This window comes from Streptomyces sp. DH37 (assembly GCF_029813835.1).
Lineage (GTDB): Bacteria > Actinomycetota > Actinomycetes > Streptomycetales > Streptomycetaceae > Streptomyces.
In genome coordinates this window covers 147,940-162,253 of record NZ_JARVKV010000003.1, presented here as the reverse complement: position 1 = coordinate 162,253, position 14,314 = coordinate 147,940, and the positions used below count along the sequence as shown (strand labels likewise).

Here is a 14,314-nt window from a genome sequence, read left to right as displayed (position 1 = left end):
ATCCGGTTCGTGTATGAGCCGCAGTCTCCGGGCGCGTCCTCACCAGTCGCCTCCGCTCTCGGCTTCGGCTTCGTGGAGCCGTTCCGCGATGTCATCGGCCCAGTCCCGGGCCCATCGGCGAAGCTCGGCGATCCGCTGGTCGTCCAAGCCGTAAGCGGCGAACTCGGTGTCGTCGATCCAGTCCGCACCGGCGAGCCGGGCCTGGAGTTCGGAGAGGTCGAAGGCGTCACGGGCATGGCGCCCACCGAGCTTCTCAAGTTCCCTGTGGCTCCAGAGATCGGCTGCGGCCCGGACATCGACGAGGTCGCGGGCGAGACCACGGTCGGCCAACGCGCGGACCTTGGTGCCGACCACGTCCTCCAGGGAGAGCACCGGGCCGTGCTCGGTCTGCACCGGAGGACGCCACAGCACCTCTTTGAGGATGTCCACCTCGCACTGGGCATCGGTTTCCGGGTCGGTGACGACCAGCCGGGCCGACAGCGGAGCGGCCTCCAGCATCCGTACGCGCCACCCGCGTTCTTCCAGGCCGACGTGTACGGTCCGTGCGATGTCCTCCATCCGCTCCGGATTCTCGGTGGCGACGTCCAGGTCTTGGCTGATCCGGTCGACCAGCCCGTGCGCCTGCACCGCGTAGCCTCCGGTGAGGACGAGCGGATAGGAGCCGCCCACGGCGAGCACGTCCGTGAGGAGCCGCCTGTGCAGATCCGTGAGGTTCACGCGACGGCGGAGGTGCCGGGAGCGAGCTCGGGGAAAGCACCCTCCCACACACTGCGGATGTCACGGCTGACCAGAGTGCGCAGTACGGGCCACAGGTCGGTCAGCAGCTCGTGGTTGAGGTACCGGACCAGGTCGTCGTGCATGCCCTCGGCCAGGACGATCCGGTACAGGCTCATCCTCAGCCGGGGCTGATCGAGGTCGAACCGGGTCAGCCCGGACCACGCCAGGTGCAGCGGCAGGTCGACGGTGCCGTGGACCGGGCCGGTGAGTTCCGTGAGGGCGCCGGGGAGGCGTCGGGTGAACTTGGCACGGCGGAGATCGGAGACGCTGGGCACGGCTGACATACACCCATTATCCCGCAGCGGTACGGCGTGGCTCCTCTCAATCCTCAAAGCCCGCCGGGCAAAGGCTCGTAACCGGCCGGTGAGCCAGCTCGGGCGACTACGTCCTCAGAAGGGGGAGTTGGGAACCCTCTTGTCCTGGCCGCAGGTTGGCCGCGCACGGCCCGCACATGGCCCACAGAGCCCGGTCAAAGGCGGGGTAGGGGCACGCCCCGGGTGAGACGGGGTGAACGCGGAGGGCGGGCCTCCGAATCGGAGACCCGCCCTCTGAACTGCTGCTTCTGTCACCTCTGCGGAGGCTGTGGGATTTGAACCCACGGTGGTGTCGCCACCACGACGGTTTTCAAGACCGTTCCCTTAGGCCGCTCGGGCAAGCCTCCCCACGCCGCGCCGTGCCGCGGGCGGCGTGGGGACAGCCTAGCCGGTCCGTCAGTCGCCCTCGCGGGAACCCAGGGTCAGTTCGGCCTTGTTCTCCTTGCCGCCCCGCTCGTAGGTGACCGTGATCTTCTCGCCCGGTTCGTGGGCCCAGATCTCGCTGATCAGGGTGGGGCCGCTGTCGATCGAGACGCCGTCGAGCTCGGTGATCACGTCGCCCGGCTTCAGGCCGGCCTTGTCGGCCGGGCCGCCGGGGGTGATCGGCTCGCTGCCGTCGTCGGTGTCCTCGATGATGCGGGCGCCGTTGCCCTGGGCGCGGAGGTCGACCTGGACGCCGATGACCGGGTAGACGGGCTCGCCGGTCTCGATCAGGGCCTTGCCCACGCGCTGGGCCTGGTTGATCGGGATGGCGAAGCCGAGGCCGATGCTGCCCGGCGAGCCCTGGCCGAGGCCGCCGCCGGCCGACTGGATGGCGGAGTTGATGCCGATCACCGCGCCGTTGGCGTTGAGCAGGGGGCCGCCGGAGTTGCCCGGGTTGATGGAGGCGTCGGTCTGCAGGGCGCTCATGTAGGACGCCTTGGAGCCCTGGCCGTCGCTGGAGGCGACGGGACGGTTCTTGGCGCTGACGATGCCGGTGGTGACCGTGCCGGACAGGCCGTACGGGGCGCCGATCGCGATGGTCGCGTCGCCGACCTGGACCTTGTCGGAGTCGCCGAGCGGCAGCGGGGTGAGCTTGGCGTCGTCGGCGTTCTTCAGCTTGATGACCGCCACGTCGTAGCCCTGGGCCCGGCCGACGACCTCGGCGTCGTACTGGCGGCCGTCGGAGAAGGTGGCGGTCAGCTCGCCGCCGTCGGCCGCGCTGGCCACCACGTGGTTGTTGGTCATGATGTGGCCCTGCTGGTCGTAGACGAAGCCGGTGCCGGTGCCGCTCTCGCCGCCGCCCTCGGCCTGGATCGTCACGACGCTGGGCAGGGCCTTGGCCGCGATGCCGGCGACGGAGTCGGGGGCGCGGTTGACCTGCTCGAGGCCGCCGTCGGCGGAGATGGTCGTCGAGGAGCGGTCCGCGCGATCGGCGGCCCAGAAGCCGATGCCCGTGCCGACGCCGCCCGCGAGGAGGGCCGCCGCCGCGACGGCGGCGACGAGGCCGCCGAAGCGGCGCTTGCGCTCCGGGGGCGGGGACACGGGCGGCACGCCCCAGGGGGAGGCGGGAGCGGCGGGGGATCCCGGGGCGGGGGGCGGGCCGCCGAAGCCGTCGTAGCCGCCCGGCGCGCCCCACTGCCCGGCCGGGGCATGGGGGGCGGGGGGCTGCTGCCCGGCGGAGGGGTGGGAGGCCGGGGGCTGCTGGGCGGCGGGGTGGTCCTGGGGGGCGGGCGGTACGGGCGGTACGGGCGGGGCGGACTGGGGGTGGGCCGGCTCCGGGGCGTCCGGCTCGATCTTCCGCAGGAGGGTCGTCGACTCGTCCCTCGGCGCCGCCTCCGGAGCGGGGGAGGGGGCGGGCGCGGGGGCCGGGAGGTCGTAGTCCTCCGACGGGTTGTCGGTCGGTGTCCTGGGCGCGGCGGCGTCGTTCGCGCCGGACCGGTCGGCCGGCGGGGGCGGCACGGGGGCGCCGGCCGCGTGCTCGTCGGCGGCGCCCTCGTTCTCGGTGCTCACAGCTCTCTCCTCAGGTACACGACAGTCGCACGTCTTTCCGGGGACGGCGTGCGTATTCAGGTGTGTGGCAACAAGCTTCTCCGCCCGCACGTCAGACCGGCGTAAGCGCGTCCGTCCGGACGGACCCCGAACGGACCCCGGACGGACCCCGGACGGACCGCGCACACGGGACGGGGTGGCACCATAACGCGGTGAGCCGTGACAACCACCAGGGGTCGCCCGGGGCCCGGCGCCCCATCTCCGTCGTCGCCCACCGCGGGGCCTCCGAGGACGCCCCGGAGCACACCCTGGCCGCGTACCGCAGGGCCATCGAGGACGGCGCCGACGCGCTGGAGTGCGACGTGCGGCTCACCGCCGACGGGCACCTGGTCTGTGTGCACGACCGCAGGATCAACCGTACCTCCAACGGCCGCGGCGCCGTCTCCGCGCTGGAGCTGGCCGACCTGGCCGAGCTGGACTTCGGTTCCTGGAAGGGCCGGCTGAACGACGGGGAGTCGCCCGAGACGGAGAGCCGCGAGCACACCTCCGTCCTCACCCTGGAGCGGCTGCTGCGCCTGGTGGAGGAGCAGGCCGCCGCGGGGCGCCGGGTGGAGCTGGCCATCGAGACCAAGCACCCCACCCGCTGGGCCGGGCAGGTCGAGGAGGAGCTGCTGCGCGTGCTCGCCCGTCACGATCCGGCCATTCCCGTGCGCGTGATGAGCTTCTCGGCGCGCTCCCTGCACCGGGTGCGGGCCGCGGCGCCGTGGATCCCCACCGTCTACCTGATGCAGTTCCTGCTGCCGCGCCACCGCGACGGGAAGCTGCCGCCGGGCGTGGGGATCGCCGGACCCGGCATCCGGATCCTGCGCGCCCACCCCGAGTACGTGGCGTGGGCGCACCGCGAGGGCCACCAGGTGCACGTGTGGACGGTGGACGACCCGGCCGACGTGGAGCTGTGCGCGCTGCTCGGCGTGGACGCCATCATCACCAACCGGCCCCGGCGCGTGCTGGCCCAGCTGGACGAGATGCACCGGGGCTGAGGCCGGGACCGCGCCGCGCGCTCCGGCGCACTCGTGCCCCACCGGTGGTGAAGCGCCGGTGAGGGGTGCGTCACGGGAAGGCGCCGGACGGTTTCCGCCGGTGGACAAAGGGGCATCCATCACGTGGCGTGGGGCGAAGAAGGAGGTCTCGGGGGTGGCGTTGGTGGTTGCACGGGAAGCGCCGACGTCGTCGACGATGGCCGTACCCCACGGTCCGGCCGGCGTGGGTGCGGCGAGGCGCCGGATGCGCGAGGAACTCCTCGGCTCCGGGACGCCCGAAGCGGTCGTCGACGACGCGGTCCTCATCCTTTCCGAACTCCTCAGCAACGCGTACCGCCACGCCAGGCCGATCGGCGCGGGCGACTGCGTGCGCGCGGCCTGGGGCCGTACGCCCGACGGCGGGGTGGGCGTCTCCGTCACCGACGGCGGGGGCCCGACCAGGCCGCGGCCGTCCAATCCGTCGGTGACCGCGCGGGGCGGCAGAGGCCTGTCGATCATCACCTCCCTCGCCCGCGACTGGGGCGTGCGCGACGACCGCGGCGGCCGGGGGCACGGCGGCGGGGTGACGGTCTGGGCGGTGGTGGCGCCGTCGGAGGACGACGGGTTCGCCTCCTCGATGCGTTTCGACCTGTCGGGGCTGGAGGACTTCGCGTAGTCGTTCCGGGTGGCGGCCCTCCGTGTACGCGTGACGCCCCGGCCCCACGGACTAGGCTCGCGCCGACAGCGTCCGTACGACCGGGAGATCCGCACGCCATGGCCAAGAAGCGCCGACCCCAGACCAAGGCCGCCAAGCCGCAGCTCGCCGACGGTGAGGTCCCCGTCGTCGGCGCCCGCGAGCCCTGCCCCTGCGGATCCGGCCGCCGCTACAAGGCGTGCCACGGGCGTGCCGCCGCGCAGGCGGTGACCGAGCTGGTGCGCCGCCCGTTCGAGGGACTGCCCGGGGAGTGCGACTGGGTGGCGCTGCGCGAACTGGTGCCCGCCGCGACGGTGCCGCTGAGGCTGAGGGACGGCCTGCCCGAGGACGTTCCCTCGCTGACGCTGGCCACCGTCCTGCCGATGGCCTGGCCCGCGCTGCGCCGCGACAACGGGGCCGTCCTGCTCGGACTGCAGAACGACACCCCCTCCGGCGACATCAGCCGGGACCTCGCCGACGTGCTGCGGCGGGCCCTGACGGCGAAGCCGGGCACCCCGGTGGCCGTCGAGCGCGCCCCGGCCGACGCCCCGCGCCTGCAGGACCTGCTGGACCCGGACGCGCCCTTCGTGCCCGAGGTGCACAGCGGCTTCGAGTTCTGGGTGGAGGACGCCGGCAACCAGAGCCCGGAGGTGGCCGCCTCGCTGGAACGCGCCAATTCGGCCGCCCTGCCGACCGCCCGGCTGGAGGGCGTGGAAGCCGCGTACTGGTGCGAGACCCCGGAGAAGAACCACCTGCGCTGGGTCATGCCGCATCCGGAGGAGCGGCTGCTCGACGCGCTCGCCCGGCTGCACGCCGCGGGCTCCTCGTCGCTCGGGGAGGGCACGCGGCTGGTCGGCTCCTTCCGTGCGCACGGCCTGACGGTTCCGGTGTGGGACCTGCCGCGCACGATGGGCGCGGAGGAGTGCGAGAAGCCCGCGGCGGCCTTCGCGGAACGGCTCGCGGAGGCGCTGGAGGCCAGCATTCCGCTCACCGCGGAGGAGCGCCGGGCGCGCAGTGGATTCACCAATCGACAGGTAACTCTCAACTGACAGACGAATTCCGGGGAAGTGCGAGAACGAATGCACCGTGATTCCCGTCACAATGGGCCGTAACCGCAGGTAAATCGGCGGCTTGAAGCGGTCGGTGGAATTTGCGAACGGGCCATTACTTGTTACCGTTCTTGCAGCCCGGTCGCTGGTGCATCCCCCGTCGCCAGCGACCGGGTCTTTCCATGTCCGCATTCCGCGGATCCCGCCGGCAGGGCGGCCGGGCGCTCAACTCCCCGGAACACCGCGGACGTCGGCGTCACCGGCCTCGCCGGCCCCGCTGCCGGAGCGCAGCAGCAGCCCCTCCCCGTCCGGCGCGGCGACCTCCGCCACCGCCGTGTACGGCTCATCGCCGGAGAACGTCCGCTCCGTGCGCCGGCGCGGGGTGTCGCACACGCCCGGCCGGTCCGCCGCGGGCAGTTCGCAGGGCGTGCTGACCGTCCGCCCGCCGGGGCCCAGCAGGCTCAGCGCGCCGTGCAGCGGCTCGCCCGTGGTGTTCCGGTAGTACACGCGCCCCCAGGTGGCGCCGTCCCGTGCCAGGACGCAGGTCTGCGCCCGCACCCCCTCCGGGGACACGGACTGGGGGCCGCAGACCGCGGTGGCCCGCGACAGGCCGCCGCCGGAGAGGGGCCCGGACGGGAGAGGGAGCGGCGACGGACCGGATCCCGGCCCGCGCCCCGGCTCCGGCCCGCGCCCCGGCTCGGGCTCGGGAGAGGCGGCGGAGGCGGCCGGGCGGCCGTCGCGCCCGCCGGCCGCCCGCGGCGCGTCGGGGCCGGCGGTCGCGACGGCGAGCGGCAGGACCACCGCGAGCGCGACCCCGCTGGCGAGCGCGATCACGCGGAGGTTCGAGGCACGCTGCTGCGGCTCGTACATGGGCGGTCCACCTGCAACTCGCTTGACGGGAGAAGCTCTTCGGTGGGCCGAACATATCGGGAGGAAGACGGCGCCCCACCGGACAGAGCGCCTGTTTCCCTCCAACTCCGGCGCGCTGTTACCCGTACGAGTGACGGGTGGCCGGGGTCCCGGGCGGCCCGGACGGGCCGCCCGGTCAGTACGCCAGCCGGCTGCCGGTGTCCGGGACGGCGGCGCTCGCCCGCACCAGCACGTCCACCAGGGGCTCCATCCGCGGCAGCCACGGCGCACCGTCACCGCCGCGGGCGCCCCGTTCCCCGCCGCCCAGCACGACCGGCGGCCTCTCCCAGTGCAGTTGCCCCGCGCCGGTGCGCGACGGCGGCAGCGGCACGTAGCCGCCCTCGCCGTGGAACCGCAGCGAACTGGGCACCCAGTCCTGGGCGTAGAGCAGCTCGCCCAGCTCCTCCAGGTCGTACGGCGCCACCAGCAGCGTGAAGCGGGTCGGGCCGGCCACGACCGGGCCGGTGCGCAGACCGAGCCGGTCGAACTCCTCCAGCGCCCTGGCCCCCGCGGCCGCCGGCAGGCTCAGCGCGCAGGGCGCGCGGCCTCCGGTGGCCAGCAGGACCGGCGCGTCGGGGCGGTTGGTCCACCACCAGCGCACCATGCGCGCGTCGGTGGAGGCGGCCAGCAGCTCGGGGTCGAAGGGATGGGCGCCGGGCACGGCGCAGTCGGGCCGCGGGCAGGAGCAGCGCCCCCGCGGCTGCCCGGACTGGCGTGCGGTCAGGCGCCTGGACTCCCGCGGCGCCACACCGGGCAGCACGGGCCACCCCCACCGTGTCGCGCAGACGAGCGCCGCGTCGCGCAGCGCCCAGCGGGTCATGCGTCGCCTTCCGAGGATCTCGCGCATCAGCGCTCGTTCCTTTCCGTAACGCCAAGGATCGACAAGGACCTATCGGAACCGGGAAGCCGGTAGCGGCCTTCCGGTCCTCACACCTGTACACCTGGATCTCACGTGACCGCACACCCATGGCCGGGCGGTGCGTCACCGTAGTGCTCTCCGCGGCTCGCGGTCGGGGCGTCCCATGGGCCGGGCGTGGAACGCGGCGCGGCGGCACCGCCCGGACGTCGCTCGCACCCGTCCGTACCGCCGTACTGCCCGGTGACCGTCCGCCGACCGTGCCCTGAACCCTCATCGCCGCGTGCGAGAGCGCGCCTCGTTCCCGCCTCGTGAGACGCACGGGTGCCGTCATCGGGTTCCGGCGGAACCCGACCGCTGCTCGCTCGCCCGACCCCTCGTGCCGTAGGTATCCACGTACCCACAACGACCGTGATGACGCGCTGCCGTACGGACGCCAGTCGATCGCGCGCCGCCTGACACAGGGTACGTTTTCGGCCAAGCTTATGGCCATCCCCGTGCAGCCTCCGGATGTTTCGCGGACGGCGGGCGGACCCTGTTCCCGAGGCGGCCCGCAGGCGCGCCCGCGGCCTGCCGGGACAATGCTGGACATCTTGTCATCAGGGCGTGTACACCTGAAGACATTGATAGCGGAGCAGCACGACATGGGGGTTTGCGATGCTATTGACGACGCTGGTCCGCACTGAGGGCCGCCGCCCATGAGCGGCCAGCAACCGCCGAAACTGGCCGGAATCGACTTGCCTTCCGCTCTTCCCCAGCACACTGTCCCGCCCGCGGCGACCGCGCCCCACCGGCAGCCCGCTTCCTCCCCCCGGCCGCCCGCCGTCGACGACCCCGCCCTGGCGCGGCCCGTCGAGCACCTCGCGGCCGTCCAGGACCGCCTCGCCGGGTGGATCTCCGACCTCACCACCCTGCACGACCTCACCGAACGCCTGGCGCGCACCGACACCCTGGAGAGCGCGGTGCACGAGGCCCTGTGCGCCGGAGCCGCCCTCGTGGGCGCCCGGCGCGGGCTGATCGCCCTGGAGCCGGCCGACGGGCTCGGACCCGACACCACCGTCGGCCTCGGCCTGGGCGCGGCGGACCTCGGCCACATCGAGACCGTCCCGCGCGACTCCGCCTCCTACGCGCGCCTCCTCGACGGACTCCCCGGAACCGGCGCCGCCGGTCCCGGGGCCGCGGACGGCCCGCGGGAGATCACCCACCCCCACATCGCCCGGGACGAGGACCTCGACCCGCGCCACCGCGAGGTCGCCGCCCGCCTCGGCTACGCCGCCAGCTACGCCGTCCCGCTCACGGCCGAGAGCACCGGACGGGTCGGCGCCGCCGTCTGGCTGTACGACGAGCCCGCGCAGCCCACCGAGCGCCAGCGCCATCTGCTCGGCCTGTACGTGCGGCACGCCGCCGAGCACATCGCCCGCCAGGTCGACCTCACCCGTGCCCGCGCCGCCGTGGCCACCGTGCGCGAGGAGCTGCTGCCCGCCCGGCTGCCCCGGGTGCCGGGGGTGCGGCTGGCGGTGCGGCACCGCACCGGGCCGCGCGGCGGCGGCGACTGGTACGACGTGCTGCCGCTGCCCGAGGGGGCGCTGGGGCTCTCCGTGGGCGGGGTCACCGGCTCCGGGCCGGACGCGCTCGCCGCCATGGGGCGGCTGCGGGCGTCGCTGCGGGCGTACGCGGTGATGGAGGGCGAGGACCCGGTCGCGGTCCTGTCCGACCTGGAGCTGCTGCTGCGGCTGACCGAGCCGGCGCGTTCGGCGACCGCGCTGTTCGGGTACGCCGAGCGGACCCCGTCCGCCGCGGGCGGTCCGGAGGCGGGCACCCGGATCGTGCTGGCCGGGGCCGGGCACTGCCCGCCGCTGGTCGTCGGTCCGGAGCGCACCGAGGTCGTCGAGACCGCGCTCTCCGCGCCGCTGGGGATGCTCGCCTGCTGGGAGGCGCCCAGCGTCGAGGTGCGGCTGGCCCCCGGGGAAACGCTCCTGCTCTACAGCGACGGACTGCTGCACCGCACCGGCGAGCCGATGGAGCGCGCCTTCGCCCGGCTCCGGGCCGCCGCCGTCGCCGCCGCGCCGGCCGTGCGCGCCGACCCCGACGCGCTGGTGGACCACATCCTGCGCTCCGTCCTGCCCGACGGGCGGGGCGGCGCGGACGGCACCGGGAGCGCCGGGCGAGTCGGGGGAGCCGGGGACGCCGAAGACGTCGTGCTGCTGGCCGCCCGGTTCTGAGCCGCTCCGGTTCCGGGCCGCTCCCTCCGGGATCGCGGGGTCCCGGCCGCCCCGACCGGGCCGGACCTACGATGGGAGGCGGCCCGCACCCGGCCCACACCACCAGCAGGAGGAGGCAGCGACGTGGCTGACCAGCAGACGCCGGAGACCCCGGACGATGCGGCCGTAGAGCCCGAGCCCGAAGGGGAGCCGATCAAGCAGCGGAAGAACGGCCTGTACCCGGGCGTCTCCGACGAGCTCGCCGAGAACATGAGGACCGGCTGGGCCGACACCGAGCTGCGCGACCTCGACCCGATCCCCCAGGCCGGACGCACCGCCGAGCGGCGCGCGAAGCTCTCCGCGCGCTTCCCCGGCGAGCGGCTGGTGATTCCCGCGGGCAACCTCAAGACCCGCTCGAACGACACCGAGTACCCCTTCCGTGCCTCCGTCGAGTACGCCTACCTCACCGGCAACCAGACCGAGGACGGCGTCCTGGTCATGGAGCCGGACGCCTCCGGCGGCCACGACTCCGTCCTGTACCTGCTGCCGCGCTCGGACCGGGAGAACGGCGAGTTCTGGCTCGACGGCCAGGGCGAGCTGTGGGTGGGCCGCCGCGACAGCCTGACCGAGGCCGAGAAGCTCTACGGCATGCCCTGCCGGGACGTGCGCACCGTCGCCGACGTGCTGCGGGAGGCGTCCGGCGACGTCCGCGTGGTCCGCGGCCACGACGCGGGCGTCGAGGCGGCCCTCTCCGACAAGACGACCGCCGAGCGCGACGAGGCGCTGAGGGTCTTCCTCTCCGAGATGCGCCTGGTCAAGGACGACTTCGAGATCGGCGAGATGCAGAAGGCCGTCGACTCGACCGTGCGCGGCTTCGAGGACGTCGTCCGCGTCCTGGACAAGGCGCGGGCCACCTCCGAGCGCTACATCGAGGGCACGTTCTTCCTGCGCGCCCGGGTGGAGGGCAACGACGTCGGCTACGGCTCGATCTGCGCCTCCGGGCCGCACGCCACCACCCTGCACTGGGTGCGCAACGACGGTCCGGTCCGCTCCGGGGACCTGCTGCTGCTGGACGCGGGCGTGGAGACCCACACCCTCTACACCGCCGACGTCACCCGCACCCTGCCGGTCGACGGCCGCTTCACCGACCTCCAGCGGAAGATCTACGACGCCGTCTACGACGCGCAGGAGGCCGGCATCGCGGCGGTGCGGCCGGGCGCGAAGTACCTGGACTTCCACCACGCCGCGCAGCGCGTGCTGGCGGAGCGGCTGGTGGAGTGGGGCCTGGTGGAGGGCCCGGTCGAGCGCGTCCTGGAGCTCGGCCTCCAGCGCCGCTGGACGCTGCACGGCACCGGCCACATGCTCGGCATGGACGTCCACGACTGCGCCGCCGCGCGCCGCGAGACGTACGCCGAGGGCACCCTGGAGCCGGGCATGTGCCTGACCGTGGAGCCGGGCCTGTACTTCCAGCCGGACGACCTGACGGTGCCCGAGGAGTACCGGGGCATCGGCGTGCGCATCGAGGACGACATCCTCGTCACCGAGGACGGCAACCGGAACCTCTCCGCCGCGCTGCCGCGCCGTTCGGACGAGGTCGAGGCGTGGATGGCGCGCCTGCGGGGCTGACGCGCCGGCTCACCGAGGTCCGTTCGGGCCCCGCCGGTACGCCGCGGCGTACCGGCGGGGCCTCCTTCGTCCGGCGGTCCGGGCGTCCGGCGGTCCGGGCATCCGACGGTCCGGCAGTCCAGGCTTCCGGACATCCGGCCGTCCGGCTCAGCGGAAGGTGCGGTCCTTCCAGTCGGTGAGCTCGCGGGCGGCGGCGGACAGCTCCTCCCGCGAGACCTCGCCCGCGCCGGAGCCGACGACCAGGGCGACGTGCACGCGGTCGTCGCCGGTGGGCGCGATCAGCAGCCGGTTGGCCGTGTCCGAGCCCTCCTCCCGGCCGACGGAGACGGGGCCGGAGTCCGGCAGGCCGCGCACCGACGCCACGTCCCCGGCGACGACGGTGTCCGAGGGCCGGAAGGACGCGGGCAGGTGCAGGGCGGTCGGCGCCCCGTCCGCGGCGGCGTCCGGCGATCCCCGCCAGACCAGTACGCCGAACTGGCGGCCGCCCTCCAGCAGCTTCGCGACGTGCGGAAGCCGCGACGGCGGGGGCAGCCAGGCTTCCTCCCGACCGCCGGCCTCCCCGCCGCGGACGTAGTCGGAGCGGGCCATGTCCTCGTAGGCGAAGGCGAGGGTGTCGCCGGAGACGGCGGCGGGGTGGAGCCGGTCCAGGACCCGGCGGTCGAGGCGGAGCCGCACGGTGCCGTCGTCGTCGGAGGCGACGACCGAGTGGTCCTCGTCGTTCCAGGCGTCGCCCCCGGTGAGGACCTTGTCCGGGTTGCCGTTCATCGGCTCGCGGTGCCGCCCGCTGTAGACGTCCCAGTGCCACTGGGTGCCCGACAGGACGGTCCCGGAGGAGGCGGCGTCCTCCCACCAGTCGGCGCCCCTGAGACCGTGGTCCATGCCCTGGTACATCGCCCGCGTCATCCACGGGCCGCGGTCGCTGCCCCACCCCGTCATCCGGTGGCCGAACTCCGACACGAAGGGGGCCGTGGCCAGCTCGTCGGCGCGGTCGCGGATGCGGCCGGTCGCGGCGGCGTAGGTGCCGTCGGAGGCCGGTGTGGGGTCGACGGTCATGCGGGCGCCGTCGTAGTAGTGGCTGTTGAAGACGTACCGGGGGCCGAGGGGGCCGGTCTCCGTGAAGCCGCCCTGCTCCAGGAAGCCGGTGTTCCAGAACACCAGCGGCTCGGCGAACACGGGCTTGTCCGTCCAGCCCGCCTCGTCCATCGCGGCCCGGAAGCGCTGGTGGAAGGGGAGCAGGAAGTCCCTCTCCCACCGCGCGCCGGTCGTCCCGTCCAGCCCGCCGTCGTAGGGCTCGTTGAAGGCGTCGAAGCCGATGACCGCGCGGAAGGAGGACGGCGGCAGGACGCGGCGCAGATGGGTCATGGCGGCCCTCGCCTGGCGCAGGTAGGCGTCCTGGACGGCGACCTCGCCCGCGGCGGTGGTGATCGTGCGGTTGTGCCAGAAGTCGTACGCGGCCCGCCGGACCGCCTTGTTGGAGAGCATGTTCTGCCCCCACACCAGGCACACGCCGCAGGACTCCCGGGGGTAGCCGCCCCCGTCCACGACCCACTTCGGCGCGCCGTCGCCGGTGTACCAGCTGTCCCGGTGGAACAGGTGCGAGGAGTACAGGTCCTGGTGGTAGTCGAGCAGGACGTGGAAGCCGCGGTCGGTGAACTCCCGGATCTGCGCGGCGGCCCGGTCGAGGTACCCGGTGTCGACGCGGTCCGGCTCGGGCTGCACGCCCTCCCAGGTGATGAGGAAGCGGACGGTGTTGGCGCCGGTCAGGTCGCGCATCGCCCGCGCCGACCGCGCGGCGTCGGCCGTGCTCCGGAACGGCAGCAGGCCGTTCTCGTACAGCTTGGTGCTGCCGGAGACGTTGAAGCCGCGCAGGGTGACCTCGCGGCCGTGGGAGTCGCGGAAGCTCCAGGTGCGCCGCCCGTCCGCGCCGCGCTTCGGCGCCACCGTCAGCGCGGGCGGCGGGGAGGGCGGGGCGTCCGTGGTGGTCGTGGTGGTCGCGGTGGTCGCGGAAGCGGCGGCGTGCGGTGGAGCGGTCCGGGGGGCGGCGGCTCCGGTCGTCACCAGCCCGGCCGTCAGCACGAGGGCGGCCGGCCCGCGCAGGACGCGTAAGAGGCGTCCCGGGAGAGGGTGTCCCATGGGGGTTTCCCTTCAGCCGTGGGGGGTTTCCGGCGGTAACGGTAGTGCCGCCGGGAGAACCCCGCCACGGTGCGCGGGAGGCCCGGGCCGGCCGGAGGGGCCGGTCAGGACGCCTTCAGCAGCGCATCCTTCTTCCACTTGAGGAGCTTGTCGAAGCAGACCATCGCGCCGTCGCCCGGACGGTTGCGGAAGTCCACGTGGTCGGCGAGCGCCTCGATCAGGAACAGGCCCCGGCCGTGCTCGTCGGTGCGGTTCCCGTCGTGGGCGGGGGCCGCGCTTCTGGCGAACAGGGGCCCGAAGGCGGTCGCCGTTCCGACGTCCGCCGTGTCGTTGGTGCCGCCGTTCGCGGCGCCGGCCGTGCGGGGCGCGCTGCGGTGTCCGTCCACGAAGCCCGGCCCGTGATCGGTCACCTCGATGCGGCACATGTCGTCATCGATGTACGCCGTCACGTGGTACTCCCCGGTCCCCGACCGCCCCGATCCCCCGGGACCGCCGTGCTCGACCGCGTTCGCGCACGCCTCCGACAGCGCGACCGACAGGTCGTAGGAGACGTCGGGATCGACCCCCGCCGTCTCCATGGCACCGAGCAGGAGCCGCCGGGCGAGCGGGACGCTCGCAGCCTCACGCCGCAAGTGGAGAGACCACCAGATGCTCATGCTCAGCCTCCTGGCTGCGGCTCGACATACGCATACGTATTGCCCGAGGCGGCGGTGGTAAGCACGGTGGCGGCGCGCTACCGCTCAATCGGCGGACCCGATGAGTTCC

12 protein-coding genes and 1 tRNA gene are annotated in these 14,314 nt (G+C 74.1%); 5 read left to right on the top strand and 8 right to left on the bottom strand.

What is annotated here, in order from left to right; genetic code table 11:
• Positions 1-39: 39 nt before the first annotated feature.
• From QC029_RS02855 to QC029_RS02840, 4 genes are all read right to left on the bottom strand, one after another.
• Positions 40-717, bottom strand: a complete 678-nt coding sequence (locus QC029_RS02855) for a nucleotidyl transferase AbiEii/AbiGii toxin family protein (RefSeq protein ID WP_279553705.1) — start codon at positions 715-717, stop codon at positions 40-42.
• On the bottom strand, positions 714-1,061 hold the full coding sequence (locus tag QC029_RS02850) for a transcriptional regulator (protein ID WP_279553704.1): 348 nt from the start codon (positions 1,059-1,061) through the stop codon (positions 714-716). Before QC029_RS02850 ends, QC029_RS02855 begins: the two co-directional genes overlap by 4 nt.
• A 290-nt stretch (positions 1,062-1,351) precedes the next feature.
• Positions 1,352-1,438, bottom strand: a tRNA-Ser gene (locus QC029_RS02845).
• Between the two features lie 49 nt (positions 1,439-1,487).
• Positions 1,488-3,083, bottom strand: a complete 1,596-nt coding sequence (locus QC029_RS02840) for a trypsin-like peptidase domain-containing protein (RefSeq protein WP_279553703.1) — start codon at positions 3,081-3,083, stop codon at positions 1,488-1,490.
• Positions 3,084-3,274: 191 nt separating this feature from the next.
• On the opposite strand from QC029_RS02840, the gene QC029_RS02835 reads away from it, so the two are divergent.
• The 3 genes from QC029_RS02835 (at position 3,275) to QC029_RS02825 (ending at position 5,824) form a co-directional block, all read left to right on the top strand.
• Complete coding sequence (locus tag QC029_RS02835; RefSeq protein ID WP_279553702.1) at positions 3,275-4,102, top strand: glycerophosphodiester phosphodiesterase; 828 nt, start codon at positions 3,275-3,277, stop codon at positions 4,100-4,102.
• A 154-nt stretch (positions 4,103-4,256) separates the two neighbouring features.
• Positions 4,257-4,757, top strand: coding sequence for an anti-sigma regulatory factor (locus QC029_RS02830; RefSeq protein WP_279553701.1), 501 nt, complete (start codon positions 4,257-4,259; stop codon positions 4,755-4,757).
• A gap of 98 nt (positions 4,758-4,855) precedes the next feature.
• A complete protein-coding gene (locus QC029_RS02825; protein ID WP_279553700.1) occupies positions 4,856-5,824 on the top strand; it encodes a DUF5926 family protein in 969 nt (322 codons plus the stop codon).
• A 225-nt stretch (positions 5,825-6,049) separates the two neighbouring features.
• Here QC029_RS02825 and QC029_RS02820 read toward each other — a convergent pair whose 3' ends face one another.
• Together QC029_RS02820 and QC029_RS02815 are read right to left on the bottom strand one after the other, a co-directional pair.
• A complete protein-coding gene (locus tag QC029_RS02820; protein ID WP_279553699.1) occupies positions 6,050-6,694 on the bottom strand; it encodes a hypothetical protein in 645 nt (214 codons plus the stop codon).
• A gap of 175 nt (positions 6,695-6,869) precedes the next feature.
• Positions 6,870-7,580, bottom strand: a complete 711-nt coding sequence (locus QC029_RS02815) for a bifunctional DNA primase/polymerase (RefSeq protein ID WP_279553697.1) — start codon at positions 7,578-7,580, stop codon at positions 6,870-6,872.
• Positions 7,581-8,287: 707 nt separating this feature from the next.
• Between QC029_RS02815 and QC029_RS02810 the strand changes: the two genes are divergently transcribed.
• On the top strand, positions 8,288-9,811 hold the full coding sequence (locus QC029_RS02810; protein WP_279553696.1) for a PP2C family protein-serine/threonine phosphatase: 1,524 nt from the start codon (positions 8,288-8,290) through the stop codon (positions 9,809-9,811).
• Between the two features lie 123 nt (positions 9,812-9,934).
• The gene (locus QC029_RS02805; RefSeq protein ID WP_279553695.1) at positions 9,935-11,416 is read left to right on the top strand and encodes an aminopeptidase P family protein; all 1,482 of its coding nucleotides are present in this window, start codon (positions 9,935-9,937) and stop codon (positions 11,414-11,416) included.
• Positions 11,417-11,563: 147 nt separating this feature from the next.
• Here the strand turns inward: QC029_RS02805 and QC029_RS02800 are convergent, their stop codons facing one another.
• Together QC029_RS02800 and QC029_RS02795 are read right to left on the bottom strand one after the other, a co-directional pair.
• On the bottom strand, positions 11,564-13,549 hold the full coding sequence (locus tag QC029_RS02800) for a cellulase family glycosylhydrolase (RefSeq protein ID WP_279553694.1): 1,986 nt from the start codon (positions 13,547-13,549) through the stop codon (positions 11,564-11,566).
• A gap of 104 nt (positions 13,550-13,653) precedes the next feature.
• Positions 13,654-14,205 (bottom strand): anti-sigma regulatory factor, encoded by a 552-nt coding sequence (locus tag QC029_RS02795; RefSeq protein WP_279553693.1) that lies wholly within the window; start codon positions 14,203-14,205, stop codon positions 13,654-13,656.
• Positions 14,206-14,314: the final 109 nt, after the last annotated feature.

Excerpts from the sequence above, each read along its gene's own strand:
- QC029_RS02850 (WP_279553704.1), bottom strand. The coding sequence starts at position 1,061 with ATGTCAGCCGTGCCCAGCGTCTCCGATCTCCGCCGTGCCAAGTTCACC.
- QC029_RS02825 (WP_279553700.1), top strand. The coding sequence starts at position 4,856 with ATGGCCAAGAAGCGCCGACCCCAGACCAAGGCCGCCAAGCCGCAGCTC.
- QC029_RS02820 (WP_279553699.1), bottom strand. The coding sequence starts at position 6,694 with ATGTACGAGCCGCAGCAGCGTGCCTCGAACCTCCGCGTGATCGCGCTC.
- QC029_RS02815 (WP_279553697.1), bottom strand. The coding sequence starts at position 7,580 with ATGCGCGAGATCCTCGGAAGGCGACGCATGACCCGCTGGGCGCTGCGC.
- QC029_RS02810 (WP_279553696.1), top strand. The coding sequence starts at position 8,288 with ATGAGCGGCCAGCAACCGCCGAAACTGGCCGGAATCGACTTGCCTTCC.
- QC029_RS02800 (WP_279553694.1), bottom strand. The coding sequence starts at position 13,549 with ATGGGACACCCTCTCCCGGGACGCCTCTTACGCGTCCTGCGCGGGCCG.
- QC029_RS02795 (WP_279553693.1), bottom strand. The coding sequence starts at position 14,205 with ATGAGCATCTGGTGGTCTCTCCACTTGCGGCGTGAGGCTGCGAGCGTC.